The sequence below is a fragment of the Pseudomonas sp. NFR09 genome (genome assembly GCF_900111535.1).
GTDB classification, from domain to species: Bacteria; Pseudomonadota; Gammaproteobacteria; order Pseudomonadales; family Pseudomonadaceae; genus Aquipseudomonas; species Aquipseudomonas extremorientalis.
The window spans coordinates 28,709-50,729 of sequence record NZ_FOIH01000001.1; the positions used below are offsets into that span (position 1 = coordinate 28,709).

Genomic DNA, 22,021 nt, shown 5'->3' on the forward strand with positions numbered 1-22,021 from the left:
GAGGGCCGATGCAGGAGAAATCCAACCGTCAGTTGGCAAGCAGCGTTCGCTAAACGCGAACGCTCAAATAATCGAACAACAATCGACTGACCGGTGACAGTTGGGTTTCATCGCGCACCACCAGGATCAGGCTGCGATCCGACCAATCGTCCGTCAGTGGTACGGCATGCAAACCCAGTGCGCGACCAAATAATTCATAGGCTTTCTGCGGCAGGATGCCGATGCCCATATTGGCCTGCACCATCCGGCACATCGCATCAAACCCCGGCACGTGAATGCGCAGGCGCAGCAGCTTGCCCGCCTCGCGTGCAGCCGCGTGGGTGCGCATATTGATGGAGCTGGCGGCGTGCAGGCCGACATAGTCGCTGTCGAGGGTTTCGGCGAAGGCCAGGCTTTCGCGGCTCGCCAGTGGATGATCCTTCGGCATCAGCACCACCAGTTTGTCGTGGCGATAGGTCACGCTGGGCAGGCCTTTGGTGTCGGTGTCACTGGAGCAGATCCCCAGGTCCGCGACGCCATCCAGTACGCCCTGCACCACGCCTTTGCTGGGGCGTTCTTCCAGATCGGTTTTGACTGCGGGGTGCAGTTCGGAAAAGTCCCGCAGGTCTTCCGGCAGGAACTCAATGATCGCCGACAGATTGGCCAACATCCGCACATAGCCGCGCACGCCATGGCTGTGTTCGCCCAGTTCCAGGCCCATCTTCTCGACGTTGAACAGCATCTGCCGCGCATGGTGCAGCAGGGTTTCACCGGCGGCCGTCAGGTCCATGCCCTTGGCCCGCCGCACGAACAGGCTCACGCCCAGCACCTGCTCCAGTTCCATCAAGCGCTTGCTGGCGGCGGACACGGCGATGGCTTCGCGGTTGGCGGCACGGGTCAGCGTGCCTTCCTCGAACACCGCGACGAACAACTGCAGCGTGATCAGGTCCAGCCGACGCACCAGACTCTTGTGCAGCATCAGCGACGCTCGCTGGCCAGCCGGTTGATCCCGGCCTGTTCCACCACCGGCTGCGGTGCGCCGTGGCTGGCCGCCTGCAACATGGCCCGGCCCACCGTCTCGGTACTCACCACCCAACCCGGTTTCAGCCGCCGTACAAACGACAGCAACGGCCCAAGCACGGAATAAAACCACTGATACAACGGCGTCTTCGAGCGCACGCCATGCAGCGGCTGGATCACCCCCGGCCGAAACACATACACCGCCTTGAACAGCAGGCGCAGCAAAGCGTTCTCGGTCTTGCCCTTGACCCGTGCCCACATCGACTTGCCCGCCTCGGAACTGTCGGTACCGGCGCCGGACACATAGATAAAGGTCATCTGCGGGTTGAGCCGCGCCAGGGTGCTGGCGGCGACCAGGGTGAGGTCGTAGGTGAGGTGGGTGTACCTGGCTTCATTCATGCCCGCCGATGAAACGCCGAGGCAGAAGAAACACGCATCAAAGCCTTGCAGCAGGTTTTCCAGGGGTTGGAAATCCAGCATGTCGCTGTGCAACACCTGGTGCAGCTTGCCGTGTTCCTGGGTCAGGGGCGTGCGACCGACGGCGACCACTTCCTGCACGTCGGCGGCCAGCAGGCACTCCCGCAGCACGCCCTGGCCGACCATGCCGGTGGCACCGAATAACAGAACTCTCATCCACTACTCCCTTCATCCCGCTGGTTTTGACTACCTGAGAGACAGGTCTTCGGAGGCTATCGTCACATTAGGCCCTTGCACTACCACCTTACTCAATATGGTGACAGGTGACTTCATCAAATCGTACGACGCCTCTGGGTATAGCTCGAAACACCACGATAAAAAACGCCTTGATCTCGTTACCCATTCAGTGCAGATGAATACACGCCAATGAAAATTGTAGGAAGTTACACACATCAAAATATCCGCCGACTGTCACCTCAAAAAGAAAGTCCTGACTTAACCTTCAAAAAAATTCCCATTAGTGTTATTTCTCTCCATCGCCAAGGACAGAAAAATGGAAAGCTCCAGGTCAACCAACAAATTCTCAAACTATAAAAAATCATTCAAACCTCCAACCAAGACTGGGAATCGGCCAAAGAAGGACTAACCTGTGAACTTAATGCAATCATCAAAAGCAACAACTGCTTTGTCGACCAATACGGCCGTGAACTTCAACATTTCTGCACCACCTCCTACCTCGGACTTGATTACAACCAGCAAATACTGGATGGCGCTATCGAAGGGATACTCAAAGCCAAGACCCTGCGAGTAGCGAACTCAAAAAATAGATGCAAGCTGGACATGCTCGAACAATATGAAACAGCGCTTTCAACGCTTTTCGACTCAATCTGTCTGAGCACCTTATCTTGCAGCGCGGCCAGCGCTGGATTACTGCCCTTACTTGCCAGCGGAGCGTTTACCAAAAACGTCCCCCCTACGATGATATTCGACAGACATTCTCACTATTCAATGAACTATATGAAGGCCTCCTGCGCGGATGAAACAGAAGTAATAACAGCGCCGCATAATGACATAGACTTCATTGAAGAATCATGTAAGAAACACAAGAAAGTCGCCTACGTAGCCGATGGCATCTACAGCATGGGTGGAAAAGCGGATATTGACGGTTTGATCTACCTTAAATCCCGCTATGGTCTATTTTTATATCTGGACGACTCGCATGCTCTGTCGGCTTTTGGGGAGAAAGGAAAAGGCTTCATCCGCCCTAATTTTCAAACGCTAGACGATCAAACCTTAATCGTTGCATCGCTCGGCAAATCATTCGGCGCTAGTGGAGGACTGGTTATGTTTGGTACCGAAAAACAAAAAAGTCTCATGCATCGATACGGTGGACCCAGCAACTGGTCCCAGAGTCTAAATTCTGCCGCTATTGGCGCTGGCTTTGCCTCTGTAAAAATTCACCAAACGAAGGAACTGACTCTTCTTCAAGATAAACTCCTCGCCAACATCCAATTATTTGACAGACTTATTGAAACTGCGCAGTACGGCACGAGTACTGCAATCCGTCTCGTGGCCTGCGGCGAGGCGCAACAAGCGAACACAATCGCAGCACAACTCGCCGACAGTGGCTTCTTCACGTCAGCTGTATTTTTCCCTGTTGTTCCCAGAGGAAAGGCCGCAATTCGTATAACGCTTCGAGCAGATATGACCCATGAAACAATACGTTTATTTTGCTCAAGGCTCCTGAGTCTGATAGAAGAAAATAAACGTGCTCGCTGAATTACACACGCTTCAAAAATGAAGAGTTTCAAACGGCACGATTCATATAACCCGACTTCCGACGATTTGTTCAGAACTCACGCTGGCGGTTTCCTCGTCTTGAAAAATACCACCACCCTTGTCATAGCCTGCAGTGCCGCCTTCCTCGCCCAAGTCGGCATCAGCAGCTACCTGCCCGCCGTCCCCACGATTGCACATGCACTCCCCGCCGCCGAAGACCACGTCGCGCTGGCGCTGGCGATCTACTTGGTCGGCATGGCATTGCCGATGTTGCTGTGGGGCAGCCTGGGCGAACGCTTTGGGCGTAAGCCGGTGCTGTTGGCGGCGCTCTGCGTGTATGCGCTAGCGAGTGCGGCGATTCCCTCGGCGTTCAGCGTTGAAGTCTTCTTGGCGTTGCGGCTGGTTCAAGGGTTGGGGGCAGGCGGTGTTTCGGTGATGGCGCGGGTGTTGGTGCGTGACAGCTTCAGCGGTGCATTGCTGGCAAAAGCGTTGACATGGCTGGGCATGACTTTCGTGATTGCTTTGGGCATCGGTCAATTCGTTGGGTCGTTGTTGCAGGTGGTCTTCGGCTGGGAGGCGATCTTCTACGGATTGGCGATTGGCGCAGTCGGTTTGATGCTGGTGTTGAACCGGGTGATATTCCCTGCACGGGTAAAGGTCGATACATCGGCATCTGCCTGGCGTATCTACGCCATGATCATGCAGCATCCGCCGTTTCTGCACGCGGCGTTGGTCGGTGGCCTGGGTTATGGGGTGATCATCGCCTTCAACACCTGTGCACCGTTGATTCTGCAAGGGCGTTTCGAGTGGAGCGCGGCGCAATATGGCTGGCTGGGTTGGCCAATCAGCGTGGCGTATCTGGCGGGGGCATTAATGGTCAATCGCTTCGTCGCTCGCACGGGGCGGCTGAAAATGATGGGTTGGGGCATGACCCTGGTTCTAACGGGAACGGCTGTGATGTTGCTGAGCAGTGTGTTTGCTGGCGGAATCGCTGTCTTGCTGTGGCTGCCTTACTGCGTGGCGGTGCTGGGCCAAGCGATGAGTTACCCGATCAGTTTGTCCCTGGCCAACGATGCCTCACCGGTTAGCGGCTCCTACGCCATGGCGTTGAGCGGCTTCATGCATCAGTTGATGGCCGCGTTGATCGGCGGCGTGGCGAGCCTGCTGGTGAGTCAACAGGCCTGGCCGTTGGCGGTTTTATGTGTGGTGTTGGCGGGCGCCGCATCGATATGCGTCGCCCGTTGTCGGATGGATTAAAACGCGCTGCGAAAGATCTCCTCGATCTGCCGCTGGTCCGCGCGGCGTGGGTTGGTGAGGCCGCATGCATCCTTCAACGCGTTGGTCGCCAGCAGTGGAATGTCCTGCAGTTTGGCGCCGAGTTCGCGCAACCCCGCCGGGATTTCGACGTCGTGGGCCAGGCTGCGAATCGCGGCGATGGCGGCCTGGGCGCCCTCTTCATCGGTGATGCCCTTGATGTCCGCACCCAACGCTCGGCCTACGTCGCTCAGGCGTTTGGCGCTGACGCTGGCGTTGAAGCTTTGTACGTGGGGCAACAACACCGCGTTGCACACGCCGTGGGGCAGGTCGTAGAAACCGCCCAGTTGGTGGGCCATGGCGTGTACGAAACCCAGGGATGCATTGTTGAACGCCATGCCGGCGAGGAACTGCGCGTACGCCATGTTTTCCCGTGCGGCCTTGTCGGTGCCGTCGCGAACGGCCAGGCGCAGGTTGGCGCTGATCAGTTCGATGGCCTTGATCGCACAGGCGTCGGTGATCGGTGTGGCGGCGGTGGACACGTAGGCTTCGATGGCGTGGGTCAACGCGTCCATGCCGGTGGCGGCGGTGAGGCCCTTGGGCATGCCGACCATCAGCGCCGGGTCGTTGACCGACAGCAGCGGCGTGACGTTGCGGTCGACAATGGCCATTTTCACGTGGCGGCTTTCGTCGGTGATGATGCAGAAGCGGGTCATCTCGCTGGCGGTGCCGGCGGTGGTGTTGATGGCCACCAGCGGCAGTTGCGGTTTGCTCGATTGGTCGACGCCTTCGTAGTCGCCGATATGCCCGCCGTTGGTGGCGCACAGCGCAATACCCTTGGCGCAGTCGTGGGGCGAGCCGCCGCCCAGGGACACCACGAAATCGCAGGCGCTCTGCTGCAACAGCGCCAGGCCTTTCTCGACGTTGTCCACATTGGGGTTGGGCTTGGCGCCGTCGTAGATCACCGAATCGATGTCCTGCATCGCCAGTTTCTCGGCGATCATGCTGGCTACGCCGGCCTTGGCCAGACCGGCATCGGTGACGATCAAGGCCTTGCGAAAACCGTAGTTGCGGATGGCGATCATGGCTTCGTCGAGGCAGTCGGTGCCCATGATGTTGACGGCGGGGATGAAGAAGGTGCTGCTCATGGTCAATCCTCAGAGGCTTTATGCCTACAGAATCAACCGATGACGCGTTCTGCATCTTGATCAGGATCAACGCTCGCTCGTGATAAAGTCACCGTCCAGCCGATTTCGAGTAGACCCGCCCCGATGAAGGATTTCCAGGATATAGACGCCCACCTTGAAGACTGGAGCGCACTGCGCGCGAGCCTCGACTTCAGCGGGATTCTGATCGGCAACGGCGCCAGCCGCACGATTTGGGAAGACTTTGCCTACGACTCGCTGTTCGAAAACGCTCGCACCGTCGAAGAAAAACCCCTCGGCCAATCCGAACTCAGCGTGTTCGATGCCCTGCAAACCCGCAGCTTCGAGCAGGCCCTGGGCGCGTTGAAGACCACCAGCCGGGTCAACAAGGCCCTGGCCGTCAGTTCGGCGGCACCGCGCAACCGCTATTACGCGATCAAGGAAGCGTTGATCAATACCATCCACGCCGTGCATATCCCCTGGCGCCTGGTGCAACCGTCGACGCTGGCGACCCTCAACACGGAGTTGCAGCACTACGCGACGGTGTTCACCAGCAACTACGACTTGCTCAACTACTGGGCGACCCTGCACGCGCCGGGCATCGACGATCTGTTCCGCAGCGCCGACGCCAGCTTCGACCTGCGCAACACCCGTACCGACGCCACGCGTATTTTGTACCTGCACGGCGGCCTGCACCTGGTGCGCAACCTCGACGGCACCGCGCGCAAACTGCCGACCACCGACAGCACCTTGCTCAGCAGTTTTGCGATCAACAACACCATCAAGACCCTGGACGATGTGCCGCTGTTCGTCAGCGAGGGCAAGGTGCAAGAGAAGCTCAAGACCATCCGCAGCTCGGATTACCTGTCGTTCTGTTATGAGCAACTGCTGAACCACCAGGGCGCGCTGTGCATCTTTGGCCACGAGCTGGGGGAGCAGGATCAGCACTTGGTGGATGCGATTCGCCAGGCCGATGTGACAACCCTGGCAATCTCGGTGTCGGGGCGCAGCGATGGGTTTATTCGTCAGCAGAAGCGGCGGTATTCGCAATTGTTCGACGGGGCTGGAGTGGCGCTGAAGTTCTTTGCGGCGCGTACCCATCCATTGGGTAATCCGGCGCTGTCAGTTCCTGTCGAACGCTGATCACTCTTCGCCGCTGTGCACCACCACCAATAGCTGCGCCTGCACCGGCCCCACCGAACGCAACCGATGGGGCTTCTGCGCATTGAAGTGCAATGCATCGCCCCGCTCCAGGATCACCCGTTCACTCATGAAGTCCACCTCCACCTGGCCTTCATGCACGAACAGAAACTCTTCGCCCAGATGCTCCTTGAAGGTCTTGTCGGTGAACTCCGCCGGCGGATAGATGATGAACGGCAGCAGGCTGCGTTCACTGACCTGATGGGCCAGCACCGCATAACCGGGCGAGGTGTCGGGCCGCTCATGGCTGCGCACCAGGCTGTAGCTGTCCAGGCTGACGCTGTCTTCGCTGAACAGTTCCTCGACCTTCACGTTCAATGCCTTGGCCAGTTTCAGCGCGGCGGCAATCGATGGCGTGTTGAGCCCGCGCTCGACCTTGGACAGGTAACTCTTGGTCATCCCGGACTTTTCGGCCAGGGCCTCCAGGGTGACGCCAAGTTTTTTTCTCAATAATTTCAAACGGATAGACATGCGCTGCGGTTAATCCATGCAGTAAGCGATGAGCTGTGCTTGCCAATGACACAAAGTGTCATATAGCATCTTTAGTGTCATTTGCCTTCACCCAACGACCTTGCGAGCAGCGGGAGACAGCAAATCCGACGTCCATTGAACCCTCCAAAGGACACCGATATGGCCAAGACATTAGCACTCCCGAAAGACCAACTGGTCAAGCAAGCGCTGACCCAGATGCAAAACACCCTGGCGGATAATACGTGGACCGACCGGCAAAAGCTGGCGCTCACGTGTCGCATCCTGTTCGAGAACGGCCACGACTCCGGCCTGGCCGGGCAGATCACCGCGCGCGGGCCGGAACAGGGCACCTATTACACCCAGCAACTGGGCCTGGGGTTTGACGAGATCACCGCCAGCAACCTGTTGCTGGTGAACGAGGATCTTGAGGTGCTGGAAGGCCACGGCATTCCCAACCCGGCCAACCGTTTTCACAGCTGGGTGTACCGTGGGCGGCCGGATGTGAACTGCATCATCCACACGCACCCCACGCACATCGCCGCGCTGTCGATGCTGGAAGTCCCGTTGCAGGTGTCCCATATGGATCTCTGCCCGCTATACGAAGACTGCGCGTTCCTGGAGACCTGGCCGGGTGTGCCGGTGGGCAACGAAGAAGGTGAAATCATCACCACGGCTTTGGGTGACAAACGCGCGATCCTGCTCTCGCACCACGGCCAGTTGTCCACCGGGGCGAGCATCGAGGAAGCCTGTGTGATCGCGCAGTTGATCGAGCGCGCGGCCAAGTTGCAGTTGCTGGCGATGGCGGCCGGCACCATCAAGCCGATCCTGCCGGCGCTGGGTCGCGAGGCCCATGCCTGGATTTCCCGGCCCAAGCGCCATGGCGCCGCGTTCAACTACTACGCACGGCAGAACCTGCGCCAACACGCCGATTGCCTGAACTGATCTGCCCTTTTTCGACCGGAGACTTTCCATGTCCAGCCCAACCATCCACGGCATCATCGGCTACACCATCACCCCGTTCAGCGCCGACGGCCAACGCATCGACCTCGACGCCCTGGGCCGTTCCATCGACCGCCTGATCGCCAGCGGCGTACACGCCATCGCGCCGTTGGGCAGCACCGGCGAAGGCGCCTACTTGAGTGATGCCGAGTGGGATGAAGTCAGCGCCTACAGCCTGGCCAAGATTGCCCGGCGCGTACCGACCATCGTCAGCGTGTCCGACCTGACCACCGCCAAGGCCGTGCGCCGCGCGCGCTACGCCGAGGCCAATGGCGCCGATGCGGTGATGGTGCTGCCGGCGTCTTACTGGAAGCTCAGCGAAGCGGAAATCCTCGCCCACTACGCCGCGATCGGCGACAGCATCGGCGTGCCGATCATGCTCTACAACAACCCGGCCACCAGTGGCACGGACATGTCGGTGGACTTGATCCTGCGCATCATCAAGCAAGTGGCCAACGTGACCATGGTCAAGGAGAGCACCGGGGATATCCAGCGCATGCACCAGTTGCATCGCCACAGCGACGTGCCGTTCTACAACGGCTGCAACCCGCTGGCGCTGGAGGCCTTCGTGGCGGGCGCCAAGGGTTGGTGTACGGCGGCGCCGAACCTGATCCCACAGCTCAACCTGGACTTGTACGATGCGGTATTGAGCAATGATCTGACCCAGGCCCAGGCGCTGTTTTACCGCCAGTTGCCATTGCTGGAGTTCATCCTCAAGGGCGGGTTACCGGCGACAATCAAGGCCGGGCTGCGGTTGACCGGGCTGGAAGCGGGTGATCCACGGTTGCCGGTGTTCCCATTGGCTGAAACAGCACGCAATCAATTGAAGGCGCTGCTGGACGTCGCCTGAAAAAACGCCCCGGTTCTTGCGAGCCGGGGCATTTTGGTTTTCGCGACACTTTCAAGTCTTGTCTTTGATCGTGGTCGTCGGGCCATTGGCCTTTACGCTTGCAATGCCATTGTCCCGTGCCGCTGTCGAGGAATACTGCTCGCTGGTACCAATCACTTGGTGATTGGCAGCCTTGAGGTTAAAAAACGGCTGGCCATTGCTGGCCACTTTTTTCTCATAGCGCTCGTCATGCGGGCTGTTGGTCTGCACGGAAACAATACCGTTTTCGGCTGCGTTGCGGGTGACGTAAAGCTCGCTGGTCAAAATGGTTTCTGCGTTCGCCGCCTTCAACTCGAAACGGAACTGCCCGTTGCCGCTTTTGCTTAACTCATACCATCCAGCCATGACTCTCTCCTTATCAAGTGGGATTTTGTTCACCTGCTTGTAGGATTAAAGGTCATACCCGGCTGATTACCAGCCATGGACTCAGTGAACTGTCATTTATCCGAATGACAAATGACAATAGTTCTCGATATCATTCACGACTTTTCCATGTCGTGCTTCGTCAAGAAGGATATCCATGTCTCGTCCCAAGCCCGACCCGTTGTCGGCCGATGCCTTTCGCAGGGTTTATACAGACATCCTGTATTTCCTGCGCAAACGCACGGACAACGCCAGCGACGCGGCGGACATGACCCAGGATGTCTTCACACAGTGGCTGGACTACCGCGACCGGGCCAAGGTCGAGCAGCCACGGGCGTTTCTGTTCCAGATGGCGCGCAACCTGCTGCGTGATCACTGGCGCAAACAGAAGGTACGGCACACCGTCCACTCTGATCAGGCCGAAATGGATGCGGAGCCTGTCACCGACGAGCAAAACGACCCCATGGCCGCCGCGCAACGCTTGCAACGCCTGGAACAGTTGAAAGAAGTCCTCGCCGAACTCTCGCCCCGCAGGCGAGAAGCCCTTATGCTGCACCGCTTCGAAGGCCTGAGCCAGGCGCAGATCGCCGAGCGCATGGGCATTTCGACCAGCATGGTGGAAAAGCACATCGCTTTTGCCCTGCTGCATTGCAAGCGACGCCTTCAACACGAACCCGGCACGGAGCAGCCAGAATGAACCGCCTGAGCGACACTGACGTGCAGGACATCGAAGACAGCGACGCCATCGATGCCCAAGCCGCCAGCTGGTTTGCGCGCAACCGCAATGGCGTGGGGCGTGCCGAGCGAAAAGCCTTTGCCGCCTGGCAGGCCGAGCCCGCCCATGCCCGCGCCTATGCCGAATTCGAGCAACTATGGGCAGACCTGGCCCAATTGCAGCAACTGAACAAACCCATGGCGCTGCCCAAGCGCAAACCGTCGGTGTGGCGCCCTGCCCTGGCCGTGGCCGCCGCGTTGCTGTGCGCGGTGTTGGCTACCCCTATCGGCGCGCCCCGCGAGCTGTATCACACCCAGGTCGCGGCCCATGCCAAAGGCATGCGCACCCTCAACCTGCCCGATGGCAGCACCTTGTATGTGAATGCCAACACCCGCGTACGCGTGGATTTCACCGCGCACCAGCGCATCCTGCATCTGGACAAGGGCCAGTTGTACATCGAAGTGGCCGCCGACAAGGAACGGCCGCTGTTCGTGCAAGCCGGCGAGGCCAATGTGCGCGTGGTCGGTACCGGCTTCGATGTGCGCCGCAGCCAGCAGCAACTGGTGGTCAGCGTCGCCCATGGCCAGGTCGCCTTCGAGCCGGACGCGAAAAGCCCCATCACCCTGCTGGGCGCCCGGCAACGTGCGATCTTCAGCTACGCCAAGGGCACATTGCAGCAGCAGACCCTCGCCCCCGAAGAGGTCGCCGACTGGCGCAGTGGTCACCTGGCGTTTCGCAACCGCGAGCTGGCCAGCCTGGTCGATGAGTTGAGCCTGTATCGCCCCCAGGCGCCACTGCAGGTCAGTAACACCGTGGCGCATCTGAAAGTCTCGGGCAATCTGGATGTGAATGATCCCGACGCCCTGCTCAACGCCCTGCCCGCCTTGCTGCCGGTGAAAACGGTGATGTCGACCGACGGCATCGTGAGGATCGAACCGAGCAAACAACCCCACTGAATTCTTATTTGAGAATATTTTGCATTCGCAGGTGTGGATTTTTTCAGCTGCACCGTCTTCCTCCGGTCTGAGTTCGATACGCACACCTTTTCGGCCAGTTGGCCATACCGGGGGATTTCATGTTTCGCGCGCCTTGCCACGCTTCGCACCTGTTTCTTCGACCGACCCTCTTCGCCAGCTGCCTGGTATTGAGCCTCAGTGCCCAGGCCGAGGCATTCACGCTGCCAGCCCAGGCGCTGGCCACATCCCTGAGCCAGGTGGCGCAGCAGGCTCAGCTCCAGTTGCTGTTCGACGAAGAGCTGCTCAAGAACGTGCAGGCGCCCGCGCTCAACGGCGACTTTACGCCGGAAGTGGCGATTCGTACCCTGCTGAAAAACGGCGAGTTCACCCTGATCAAGGTTGGCAGCACTTATGTCGTGCGCCCCGATGAGGGCAAGACCACCAACAGCGGCGCAATCCAACTGGACGCCTTGAGCGTGATAGGCACTGGTACCGAGGTCGACTCCAGCACCGTCGGCCGCTCGACCCTGAGCCAGGAAGACATCGACCGCTACCAGTCCAACAACATCCCCAGCCTGCTGCAGACCCTGCCCGGCGTGAGCCAGGGCGGTTCGCTGAAGCCTGGCGGCCAGACCATCAACATCCGTGGTTTTGGCGATGCCGAAGACGTGCCGCTGACCGTCGATGGCGCCACCAAGAGCGGCTTTGAGCGCTATCAACAAGGCACCGTATTCATCGAGCCCGAGCTGATCAAAAGCATTGAGGTGGAGAAAGGCCCCAACTCGCCATTCACTGGCAACGGCGGTTTCGGCGGCACGGTCAACATGACCACCAAGGACGCCCCCGACCTGCTCAAGGACGGCCGCAACAGCGGTGCGATGCTCAAATACGGTTACTCCAGCAACGACCACGAGCAGGTCTACAGCAGCGCCGTGTATGGTCGCACCGACGACGGACGCTTTGATGCCCTGGCTTACCTGACCCAACGCGACGGCGACGACATGAAGGTGGCCGCCAAATTACCCAACGAGAACAACCAATACCCGATCAACCCCCAGCGCCTGCCGAACTCCGCCCAGAACGTCGACGGCAAGCTGTTCAAGGTCAACGCCCACTTCACCGAAGAGCACGCCGTTGGCTTGTCCTACTCGCGTTCACACAGCGACCGCTGGACACCGTTTTCTGCCGCCAGCTATCCCACGCCGCCCACCCAGGCGAATATTGACCGCTATGGCTACGAAGCGGCACTCAAGCGTTTTCTGGCCCACCGCGACACCGTCGACACCACCTGGTCCGGCAAATATGAATACACCCCGCTGGACAACCCGCTGGTGGACCTGACCGTCAAGTACTCCCAGTCCAACACCGACCAGACCGACGAACGCGACGCCACGGCGTTTTTCCAACTGGCCACCGGCGGGCGCAAGATGGACACCGCCTACACCGACAAGAACCTCGACATACGCAACGTCAGCCTGTTTGATACAGGTCCCTTGCAGCATGCCGTCACGGTCGGCGGCCAAATCCGCAAGCACATCCGCGAAACCGAGATGTGGATGCCGGGTACCACGTACAACACCCCACGCTATAACTATGGGCATTTCCAGCCAGGCTTCATGCCCCATGGCAAGGTCGATACCAACAGTTTCTTCGTACAGGATGCCGTCACGCTGGGCGACGTCACCATCACGCCATCGATGCGCTACGACCATGTCCGCAACCGTGGCGAAGCCAACGATGCGCCGTACTACAGCAATCCCGACCCGTCCGTCGGCCACGATTACAGCGACCGCACCTACACCGGCTGGTCGCCGCGCGTGGCGGTGTTCTGGACCGTCAACCCGAACCTGGGGCTATTCGCCAACTGGAGCAAGACCTGGCGTGCGCCGGTGATCGACGAGCAGTACGAAGTTCAAGGCCTGGGCAACCGCACCGCCACCAGCGTCGACCTCGACCCGGAACGCATCACCTCGATCAGCGTGGGCAGCGTCAGCAGCTTCGACAACCTGATCGCCCATGACGACAACCTGCAGCTGCGCACCACCTTCTTCCACAACAAAGTCGAAGACGAGATTTTCAAGGCCACGGGTGTCGGCTGCCAGAACCAGGCCATCAATGGCGGGACCATCTCCACCGCCTGCCCGCCGGGGGCCATGTCCAACTACCGCAACATCGGCGGGCTGACCATCAAGGGCTTCGAGCTCGAATCGTTCTACAACTCCACCTACCTGTTCGGCTCGGTATCGTTCGCTTATGCCAAGGGTGACCACGAAGGTGCGTACACCAACCCGTGGGGCCCGGACGTGGCCGCGCGCGATATTCCGCCGACCAAATGGGTGCTGGTGGTGGGCACCAATATTCCGGCGTGGGATGCCCAGGTCGGCTGGACGGGCCAGTTCGTCGGGGCAACCACACGTTTGCCCAGTGATAAATACTCCGGCGGCCCTGGCAGTAGCGTGGGGGATCTGTTCTACGACCAGTACGGCAACAAGCGCTACAACACCCAGGGCCTGTTCGCCAAATGGAAACCCCAACAGGCCTATCTGAAAGGCACCGAGGTGAACTTCACCGTGGACAACCTGTTCAACAACAACTTCCGCCCGGCACTGAGCGGCGACCGCGCCTACACCAAGGGCCGTGATGCCAAGGTCAGCATCACCCGCTTCTTCTGAAAAACTGTACGGATAAATCCGCACCCAGCTGTAGGCCCGCAACCGGCGGGGGATGTGGCTAGATGGGCTTCCCTTGAAGCCCTCTCGTTTTGGTTGCCCCATGAGTTCGCGCGAAAATACCGGCATGGCCCTCGGCCTGCTGGGCGTCATCATCTTCAGCCTAACCCTGCCCTTCACCCGCATCGTGGTGCAGGAAATCCACCCGTTGCTCAACGGCCTGGGCCGAGCGTTGTTTGCGGCGATCCCGGCGGCGGCGCTGTTGTTGTGGCGCCGCGAACGCTGGCCGACCTGGCGCCAGGTGCGCGGGCTGTGCCTGGTGATCGCGGGGGTGATCCTCGGTTTCCCGGTGCTGTCAGCCTGGGCCATGCAGACCTTGCCGGCGTCCCACGGCGCATTGGTCAACGGCCTGCAACCACTGTGCGTGGCGCTGTATGCGGCGTGGCTGTCCCATGAGCGGCCATCGAAAGCTTTCTGGGCCTGCGCAGCGCTGGGCAGTGGATTGGTGTTGAGTTACGCGCTGATTACCGGCGCCGGTAGCATCCAGGCCGGTGATTTGCTGATGCTCGGTGCGATTGCGGTGGGCGGCCTGGGGTATGCAGAAGGCGGTCGATTGGCCAAGGAAATGGGCGGCTGGCAGGTGATCTGCTGGGCGCTGGTGCTGTCGACGCCGGTGCTGATCGGCCCGGTGTGGTACCTGGCGGCGCAGCATCAAGGCGCGATTTCGATGCGCGCGTGGTGGGCGTTTGGCTATGTGTCGCTGTTCTCGCAGTTCCTGGGGTTCTTTGCCTGGTACGCCGGGTTGGCCATGGGCGGGATTGCGCGGGTCAGCCAGATCCAGCTGTTGCAGATCTTCTTCACCATCGCGTTTTCGGCGCTGTTTTTTGGTGAACACATCGAGCCGATAACCTGGCTGTTTGCGTGTGGGGTAATCGTGACGGTGATGCTGGGGCGCAAGACGGCGGTGCGACCTGCGCCCGTAGCATTGGCCGATCAGGCCAGGTAACCCTCCGCGCGCAGCAGGGTTTCCAGGCAGTGTTCGGTGATGTGGTAGAACGCCTTGAGTTGCTGGATCTTCTCCAGCAACTGCGCGTTGTCCAGTGGCTCTGAGCGCTTTACGGCCAGGATCATCTTGTTCTTGTTGGTGTGCTCCAACGAGATGAACTCGAACACCTTGGTCTCATAACCGCAGGCTTCGAGGAACAACGCCCGCAAACTGTCGGTGACCATTTCGGCCTGCTGGCCCAGGTGCAGGCCGTATTGCAGCATCGGCTTGAGCAGCACCGGGCTCTGGATCTGCAGGCGGATCTGCTTGTGGCAGCACGGCGAGCACATGATGATCGACGCGCCGGAACGGATGCCGGTGTGGATCGCGTAGTCGGTGGCAATGTCGCAGGCATGCAGGGCGATCATCACCTCCAGTTCGCTGGGGGCCACGCTACGCACGTCGCCACACTTGAACACCAGCCCAGGGTGCTCAAGGCGGGCGGCGGCGGTGTTGCACAGGGCCACCATGTCTTCGCGCAATTCGACGCCGGTCACTTCGCCCTCGGCCTTGAGGGTGTTGCGCAGGTAGTCGTGGATGGCGAACGTCAGGTAGCCCTTGCCCGAGCCGAAGTCGGCAACGCGCACCGGCTGGTCCAGCTTCAGCGGTGACGAGGTCAGCGCATGGCTGAACACTTCGATGAACTTGTTGATCTGCTTCCATTTGCGCGACATCGACGGGATCAGCGCCTGCCGGGCATCAGTCACCCCCAGGTCGGCGAGGAACGGCCGGCTCAGGTCAAGGAAGCGGTTTTTCTCGCGGTTATGCTCAGCCGATGGCGCTTCGCGCAGTTGCTGCGGCTTGCTTCTGAACAGCGAGCTTTTGTTCTTCTTGCTGTATTCCAGCTGGGCTTCGTCGGTCAGCGACAGCAGGTGCGCGTTCTTGAACGGGGCCGGCAGCAACTCGGCAATCGCTGCCACACCCTCGGCCACCGGGAAGTTCTTGGTGATATCGCGGGTCTTGTAGCGGTAGACGAAGGACAGGCACGGCTGCTCCTTGACCGTTACCGGCTTGATGATCAGCCGTTGCAACTCGGCTTCATCGCCGACGTACTTGGCCAGCACCAGCTTGATAAAGGCATTCTGCGCGAGGCTTGCGCTCAGCAGTTCGATGAACTGGGCATGATGATCCGGTTGAGCAGTGACAGACATGAACAAAAACGCCTCGGGCAGGGAATGCCGGGCATTTTAGGGGGGATAGTGATTCAGGGCACGGGGTTATTTGATCAGTGGTCATTGGATGGAACACCACAGAACCCAATGTGGGAGGGGGCAAGTCGAACCGTCGCACCGCCCCTCCCACATTTTTTTGCCCAACACTGAGTTTTATTCGAGTACGACCAGGCGATTGGGCAGTTCATTGCGGGTTTGCGTCACCGGTACATGCACCTTCAACAACTCGCCACAGGCCTCGATGCACGCCACAAACCCCGCCAGCGTCTGCCCCTGCTTCACCTGCTGGGTAAACGCCTTGACGATCCCATCCCAGTTGCTGTCATCCAGGCGACTGGAAATGCCGTCATCCACCAGGATCTCCACGTACCGCTCGGCCTCGCTGACAAAAATCAGCACACCGGTGCTGCCCAGGGTGTGATGCAGGTTCTGCTCGAGGAACTGGCGTCGCGCCAGGTTGGAGGCGCGCCAGTGGCGCACCGAACGCGGGATCAACCGTGTCGTCACCTTGGGCAGGCGGAACACCAGGCACAGCACGATGAAGGTCGCCCATTGCGCCAGCAGCAAGGTGTACATGGTCAGGTAGCCCGACAGGTAATGCACCACTCCCGGCACCACCAACGCGATCAGGCTGGCCCACAGCAGCGGGATGTAGGCGTAGTCATCGGCGCGAGCGGCCAGCACGGTCACCAGCTCCGCGTCGGTGGTCTTTTCCACGCGGGCGATCGCCTCAGCGACTTGGCGCTGCTCGTGTTCAGTCAGTAATGCCATGGTTGTGCTTGCTCTCTCATTATTATCATCACCAGCCGCCTGAAGCCCCGCCACCGCCAAAGCCGCCACCGCCGCCGCGGAAACCACCGCCGCCGCCCCCGCCACCACCGCCGCGTCCGCTGCTGCTGAGAATCGCCAGCAGGATCGCGCCCACCGGCAGGCCCAGGCGATTGCACAGCCACAACACGCCGATCAGCAGGATAAACAGGCCGATGGAAAACCCGGGATTATCCTTGGCAAAGTTGGCGTCCGCCACATGGGCCGGCACGGCCAGCGGTTCGCCGCTCACCACCTGCACCATCGCCGCCACACCGTCGCTGATGCCCTGGCTGAAGTTGCCGGCCTTGAACTTGGGTGCAATCACCTGGTTGATGATCACCCACGACTGCGCATCGGTGAGCACACCTTCCAGGCCGTAGCCGACTTCGATGCGCAATTTGCGCTCATCGCGGGCGACGATCAACAGCGCGCCGTTGTCCTTGCCCTTTTGGCCGATGCCCCACTGGCGGCCCAGTTGATAACCGAAGTCCTCAATCGGCACGCCCTGCAGGTCGGGCACGGTGACCACCACGATCTGGTCGCCGGACGTCTGCTCCAGCGCCTGCAATTGCTGGGTCAGTTGCGCACGCGTGGCCGGGTCGATCATCTGGGCGTTGTCCACCACCCGCCCGGTCAGCGCCGGGAAAGTCAGCGCAGCCTGGGCCACGCCCACGCAGGCCAGAAGCCACAGCGCCAGGCCTATCCGTAATAAACGCATCGACACCTCAGCGCAGCCTTATTTGAACTTCACTTGCGGCGCTTTATCGGCATCGGCACTGGTGGCTTCAAACGTGGCGCGGACCGGCAAGTCGCTGTACATCACGCTGTGCCACAGGCGGCCAGGGAAGGTGCGGATCTCGGTGTTGTAGGCCTGCACCGCCTGGATGAAATCGCGACGGGCCACGGCGATACGGTTTTCGGTGCCTTCAAGCTGGGATTGCAGGGCCAGGAAGTTCTGGTTGGCCTTCAGGTCCGGGTAGCGCTCGGAGACCACCATCAAACGACTGAGCGCGCCGCTCAAGCCGTCCTGGGCCTGCTGGAACTGCTTGAGTTTTTCCGGGTTGTCGAGGGTGCTGGCATCCACCTGGATCGAGGTGGCCTTGGCCCGCGCTTCGATCACGGCGGTGAGGGTGTCCTGCTCATGGGCGGCATAGCCCTTGACCACTTCCACCAGGTTGGGGATCAGGTCGGCGCGGCGTTGGTACTGGTTCTGCACCTGGCCCCAGGCGGCCTTGGCCTGTTCGTCCAGGGTCGGGATGTTGTTGATGCCGCAACCGCTGAGCACCGTACCGATCAATAGCAAAACCGCGGCTTTCAAGCCCCAGCGGTAACCTTGTGCTGCTTGCATGGTGTTTCTCCTGGCGAACCTTGATGGAATTGGGCACCGGTAAGGCATAATCCGCTGCCACGACTGGATTGCATCGAATCAATCAGCTAAAAAGATGCCCACCGCTAATAAGAGTTCCGAAGTGTGCGGCATTTGTCGGTATAACACTCGAACAACAACATTACGTTCCCCACATTTTGGCAGAACAGCGCATTTTCGCTGTGCAGTGAGCCGAAAAAGGATATTCATGAAGAAGCTGTGTTTGCTCGGCCTTGTTGCCACGCTGGCCACCCACCCCGCCTGGGCAGAAACAAAGCCTGCTGCGCTCAAGGACAAGGACGCCTTCGTCAGCGACCTGCTCAAGCAGATGACCCTCGATGAGAAGATAGGCCAATTGCGCCTGATCAGCATCGGCCCCGAAATGCCCCGCGAGCTGATCCGCAAGGAAATCGCCGCCGGCCGCATCGGTGGCACGTTCAACTCCATCACCCGCCCGGAAAACCGTCCGATGCAGGACGCGGCCATGCGCAGCCGCTTGAAGATCCCGATGTTCTTCGCCTACGACGTGATCCACGGCCATCGCACCATCTTCCCGATCAGCCTGGCCCTGGCCTCCAGCTGGGACATGGACGCCATCGGCCGCTCCGGGCGCATCGCCGCCCAGGAAGCCGCCGCCGACAGCCTCGACATCACCTTCGCGCCGATGGTCGACATCTCCCGCGACCCGCGCTGGGGGCGTACCTCCGAAGGCTTCGGTGAAGACACCTATCTCGTTTCGCGCATTGCCGAAGTGATGGTCAAGGCCTTCCAGGGCGTCAGCCCCGCGAACGCCGACAGCATCATGGCCAGCGTCAAGCACTTCGCCCTGTATGGCGCGGTGGAAGGCGGCCGCGACTACAACGTGGTCGACATGAGCCCGGTCAAGATGTACCAGGATTACCTGCCGCCGTACCACGCGGCGATCAAGGCCGGTTCCGGCGGCGTGATGGTGGCGCTGAACTCGATCAACGGCGTGCCCGCCACCGCCAATACCTGGCTGATGAACGACCTGCTGCGCAAGGACTGGGGCTTCAAGGGCCTGGCCGTGAGCGACCATGGCGCGATCTTCGAGTTGATCAAGCATGGCGTGGCCAAGGATGGGCGTGAAGCCGCCAAGCTGGCGATCAAGGCCGGCATCGACATGAGCATGAACGACACGCTGTACGGCAAGGAACTGCCCGGCCTGCTCAAGTCCGGCGAGATCGAACAAAGTGACATCGACAACGCCGTGCGCGAAGTGCTCGGCGCCAAGTACGACATGGGCCTGTTCAAGGACCCGTACCTGCGCATCGGCAAGGCCGAGGATGACCCGGCCGACACCTACGCCGAAAGCCGCCTGCACCGCAGCGAGGCCCGCGACATCGCGCGCCGTAGCCTGGTGTTGCTGAAAAACCGGGACAACACCCTGCCGCTGAAAAAATCCGCGACCATCGCCCTGGTCGGTCCGTTGGCCAAGGCGCCGATCGACATGATGGGCAGCTGGGCCGCCGCCGGCAAACCCGAGCAATCGGTGACCCTGCTCGACGGCATGAACGCGGTGATCGGCGAAAAAGGCAAGATCATCTATGCCCGTGGCGCCAACATCACCAACGACAAGGCGGTGGTCGACTACCTGAACTTCCTCAACTTCGATGCGCCGGAAGTGGTCGATGACACCCGACCTGCCCAAGTGATGATTGACGAAGCGGTCAAGGCTGCCAAGGATGCCGATGTGGTGGTGGCCGCCGTGGGCGAGTCCCGTGGCATGTCCCACGAATCCTCCAGCCGCACCGACCTGAACATCCCGCAAAGCCAGCGCGACCTGATCAAAGCCCTCAAAGCCACCGGCAAGCCGCTGGTATTGGTGCTGATGAACGGTCGCCCGCTGTCGATTCTGGAAGAGAACCAACAGGCCGACGCCATCCTGGAAACCTGGTTCGCCGGCACCGAAGGCGGCAACGCCATCGCCGACGTGCTGTTCGGCGACTACAACCCGTCGGGCAAGCTGCCGATCACCTTCCCGCGTTCGGTGGGGCAGATCCCGACCTACTACAACCACCTGACCATCGGCCGACCATTCACCCCAGGCAAACCGGGCAACTACACTTCGCAGTACTTCGATGACACCACCGGGCCGCTGTTCCCGTTTGGATATGGCTTGAGCTACACCACATTCGGCCTGTCGGACATGGCGCTGTCGTCCACCACCCTGAACAAGACCGGCAAGCTCGACGCCAGCGTGACGGTGAAGAACACCGGCAAGGTCGATGGTGAAACCGTGGTGCAGCTGTATATCCAGGACGTGGCCGGTTCGATGATCCGCCCGATCAAGGAGCTGAAGAACTTCCAGAAGGTCATGCTCAAGGCTGGCGAAGAGCGCACCTTGCACTTCACCATCACCGAGGAAGACTTGAAGTTCTACAACACCCAGCTCAAGTACGCGGCGGAGCCAGGCGAGTTCAATGTGCAGATCGGGTTGGATTCCCAGGATGTGCAGCAGCAAACCTTCGAACTGCTGTAAACATGTGGGAGGGGGCTTGCCCCCGATAGCGGTGGTTCAGTCAATATTTTCAGTGACTGACACCCTGCAATCGGGGGCGAGCCCCCTCCCACATTTGCCTCCCAGTGAACTGGCTAGCCACGTCTATCCAGCAGGTTCACCACCAACCGATCAATCCACCCCCACACCCGCTGCTTCACCCGCCGCCACAACGGCCGCGACTTCCACACCTCCAGGCTCACCGCCTGGCTCTGGGCAAAATCCCGCTCGAAACTGCCCGCCACCGCCTGCGTCAATTCAGGGTCCAACGCCTCCAGGTTGGCATCCAGGTTGAAGCGCAGGTTCCAGTGGTCGAAGTTGCACGAGCCCACACTGACCCAGTCATCCACCAGCACCATCTTCAGGTGCAGGAAACACGGCTGATACTCAAAAATCTGCACGCCCGAACGCAGTAAACGTGGGTAATAACGATGCCCGGCATAGCGCACGGACGGGTGATCGGTACGCGGGCCGGTGAGCAGCAAACGCACTTCCACACCCCGCCCCGCCGCCCGGCGCAGAGCACGACGCACGCCCCAGGTCGGCAGGAAGTACGGAGTCGCCAACCAGATACGTGTCTTGCTGCTGTTCAAGGCACGGATCAACGATTGCAAAATGTCCCGGTGTTGGCGGGCATCGGCATAGGCCACACGACCCAGACCCGGTCCGGTGGCGGGCATCCTGGGTAACCGTGGCAAGCCGAAATGGGTGGCGGGTTTCCAGGCGCGGCGCGCGTTGTTGGCGTGCCATTGGCGGTCGAACAGGGCTTGCCAGTCGAGCACCAGGGGGCCGCTGATTTGCACCATCACTTCGTGCCAGTCGGCACTGTCGTTGCCCGGCGTCCAGAATTCATCGGTCACGCCGGTGCCGCCGACAAAGGCGATGTCCTGGTCGATCAACAGCAGTTTGCGATGGTCGCGGTACAGGTTGCGCATCCAGCGGCGCCAGCGCAGGCGATTGTAGAAGCGCAGTTCCACACCGGCATCGGTCAAGCGCCTGCGCAGCCCGAGGGTAAACGCCAGGCTGCCGTAATCATCGAACAGGCAGCGCACCTGCACACCGCGTTCGGCGGCCAGCACCAGCGCCTGCACCATGGCTTCGGCGCAGGCGCCGGCTTCCACCAGGTACAACTCCAGCTCGACTTGCCGCTCGGCGCGGGCGATACCCACCAGCATCTGCGGGAAAAAACTCGGCCCGTCGATCAACAACTCGAAACGGTTGGCGCTGCGCCACGGGAACACCGCGCCACTCACG

Annotated in this window: 19 protein-coding genes and 1 pseudogene; 10 read left to right on the forward strand and 10 right to left on the reverse strand. The window is 60.4% G+C overall.

What is annotated here, in order from left to right:
- Positions 1-49: 49 nt before the first annotated feature.
- Together BMX59_RS00140 and BMX59_RS00145 are read right to left on the reverse strand one after the other, a co-directional pair.
- Positions 50-958, reverse strand: a complete 909-nt coding sequence (locus tag BMX59_RS00140) for a LysR family transcriptional regulator (protein ID WP_092241342.1) — start codon at positions 956-958, stop codon at positions 50-52.
- Positions 958-1,632, reverse strand: coding sequence for an NAD(P)H-binding protein (locus tag BMX59_RS00145; RefSeq protein ID WP_093119201.1), 675 nt, complete (start codon positions 1,630-1,632; stop codon positions 958-960). The genes BMX59_RS00140 and BMX59_RS00145 overlap by 1 nt, the downstream gene beginning before the upstream one ends.
- A gap of 337 nt (positions 1,633-1,969) precedes the next feature.
- Here BMX59_RS00145 and BMX59_RS00150 point away from each other — a divergent pair.
- Positions 1,970-3,195: pseudogene (locus tag BMX59_RS00150) on the forward strand (aminotransferase class I/II-fold pyridoxal phosphate-dependent enzyme).
- A 99-nt stretch (positions 3,196-3,294) separates the two neighbouring features.
- The gene (locus BMX59_RS00155) at positions 3,295-4,452 is read left to right on the forward strand and encodes an MFS transporter (RefSeq protein ID WP_092241336.1); all 1,158 of its coding nucleotides are present in this window, start codon (positions 3,295-3,297) and stop codon (positions 4,450-4,452) included.
- Here BMX59_RS00155 and yiaY read toward each other — a convergent pair.
- Positions 4,449-5,597, reverse strand: a complete 1,149-nt coding sequence (gene yiaY / locus BMX59_RS00160; RefSeq protein WP_092241334.1) for an L-threonine dehydrogenase — start codon at positions 5,595-5,597, stop codon at positions 4,449-4,451. The two genes, BMX59_RS00155 and yiaY, sit on opposite strands and share 4 nt — an antisense overlap.
- A 123-nt stretch (positions 5,598-5,720) precedes the next feature.
- Here yiaY and BMX59_RS00165 point away from each other — a divergent pair, with 123 nt between their 5' ends.
- Positions 5,721-6,737 (forward strand): DUF4917 family protein, encoded by a 1,017-nt coding sequence (locus BMX59_RS00165; RefSeq protein WP_093119206.1) that lies wholly within the window; start codon positions 5,721-5,723, stop codon positions 6,735-6,737.
- On the opposite strand, the gene BMX59_RS00170 is transcribed toward BMX59_RS00165, so the two are convergent.
- Positions 6,738-7,265, reverse strand: a complete 528-nt coding sequence (locus BMX59_RS00170; RefSeq protein WP_093119208.1) for a helix-turn-helix domain-containing protein — start codon at positions 7,263-7,265, stop codon at positions 6,738-6,740.
- Positions 7,266-7,424: 159 nt separating this feature from the next.
- On the opposite strand from BMX59_RS00170, the gene BMX59_RS00175 reads away from it, so the two are divergent.
- Both BMX59_RS00175 and BMX59_RS00180 read left to right on the forward strand, forming a co-directional pair.
- Positions 7,425-8,207, forward strand: a complete 783-nt coding sequence (locus BMX59_RS00175) for an aldolase (protein ID WP_071488901.1) — start codon at positions 7,425-7,427, stop codon at positions 8,205-8,207.
- A 28-nt stretch (positions 8,208-8,235) separates the two neighbouring features.
- Complete coding sequence (locus BMX59_RS00180) at positions 8,236-9,114, forward strand: dihydrodipicolinate synthase family protein (protein ID WP_092241328.1); 879 nt, start codon at positions 8,236-8,238, stop codon at positions 9,112-9,114.
- 51 nt (positions 9,115-9,165) lie between these two features.
- Here the strand turns inward: BMX59_RS00180 and BMX59_RS00185 are convergent, their stop codons facing one another.
- Complete coding sequence (locus BMX59_RS00185) at positions 9,166-9,498, reverse strand: YegP family protein (RefSeq protein WP_093119210.1); 333 nt, start codon at positions 9,496-9,498, stop codon at positions 9,166-9,168.
- Positions 9,499-9,673: 175 nt separating this feature from the next.
- On the opposite strand from BMX59_RS00185, the gene BMX59_RS00190 reads away from it, so the two are divergent.
- From BMX59_RS00190 to BMX59_RS00205, 4 genes are all read left to right on the forward strand, one after another.
- Complete coding sequence (locus BMX59_RS00190) at positions 9,674-10,213, forward strand: RNA polymerase sigma factor (RefSeq protein ID WP_093119212.1); 540 nt, start codon at positions 9,674-9,676, stop codon at positions 10,211-10,213.
- Positions 10,210-11,187: a FecR family protein gene (locus tag BMX59_RS00195; protein WP_093119214.1), complete on the forward strand. Its 978-nt coding sequence runs from the start codon at positions 10,210-10,212 to the stop codon at positions 11,185-11,187. The genes BMX59_RS00190 and BMX59_RS00195 overlap by 4 nt, the downstream gene beginning before the upstream one ends.
- 119 nt (positions 11,188-11,306) lie before the next feature.
- Complete coding sequence (locus BMX59_RS00200) at positions 11,307-13,859, forward strand: TonB-dependent receptor (protein WP_093119216.1); 2,553 nt, start codon at positions 11,307-11,309, stop codon at positions 13,857-13,859.
- A gap of 100 nt (positions 13,860-13,959) precedes the next feature.
- A complete protein-coding gene (locus BMX59_RS00205) occupies positions 13,960-14,862 on the forward strand; it encodes a DMT family transporter (protein WP_071488895.1) in 903 nt (300 codons plus the stop codon).
- Here the strand turns inward: BMX59_RS00205 and BMX59_RS00210 are convergent.
- The 4 genes from BMX59_RS00210 to BMX59_RS00225 all read right to left on the reverse strand — a co-directional run bounded on the left by BMX59_RS00210 (position 14,850) and on the right by BMX59_RS00225 (position 18,231).
- Positions 14,850-16,052, reverse strand: coding sequence for a class I SAM-dependent methyltransferase (locus BMX59_RS00210; RefSeq protein ID WP_093119218.1), 1,203 nt, complete (start codon positions 16,050-16,052; stop codon positions 14,850-14,852). The genes BMX59_RS00205 and BMX59_RS00210 overlap by 13 nt on opposite strands.
- Positions 16,053-16,226: 174 nt before the next feature.
- Positions 16,227-16,844, reverse strand: coding sequence for a TPM domain-containing protein (locus BMX59_RS00215; RefSeq protein WP_071488893.1), 618 nt, complete (start codon positions 16,842-16,844; stop codon positions 16,227-16,229).
- A 28-nt stretch (positions 16,845-16,872) separates the two neighbouring features.
- A complete protein-coding gene (locus BMX59_RS30935) occupies positions 16,873-17,601 on the reverse strand; it encodes a TPM domain-containing protein (protein ID WP_092241318.1) in 729 nt (242 codons plus the stop codon).
- Between the two features lie 18 nt (positions 17,602-17,619).
- Entirely contained in the window at positions 17,620-18,231 is a 612-nt protein-coding gene (locus BMX59_RS00225; RefSeq protein WP_058425190.1) for a LemA family protein, read from the reverse strand.
- Between the two features lie 226 nt (positions 18,232-18,457).
- Between BMX59_RS00225 and bglX the strand changes: the two genes are divergently transcribed.
- Positions 18,458-20,749 (forward strand): beta-glucosidase BglX, encoded by a 2,292-nt coding sequence (gene bglX / locus BMX59_RS00230; protein WP_071488891.1) that lies wholly within the window; start codon positions 18,458-18,460, stop codon positions 20,747-20,749.
- Positions 20,750-20,862: 113 nt separating this feature from the next.
- Here bglX and BMX59_RS00235 read toward each other — a convergent pair whose 3' ends face one another.
- Positions 20,863-22,020 carry a phospholipase D-like domain-containing protein gene (locus BMX59_RS00235; protein ID WP_093119220.1) on the reverse strand — a complete coding sequence of 386 codons (1,158 nt, stop codon included), beginning with the start codon at positions 22,018-22,020 and terminating at the stop codon, positions 20,863-20,865.
- Position 22,021: the final 1 nt, after the last annotated feature.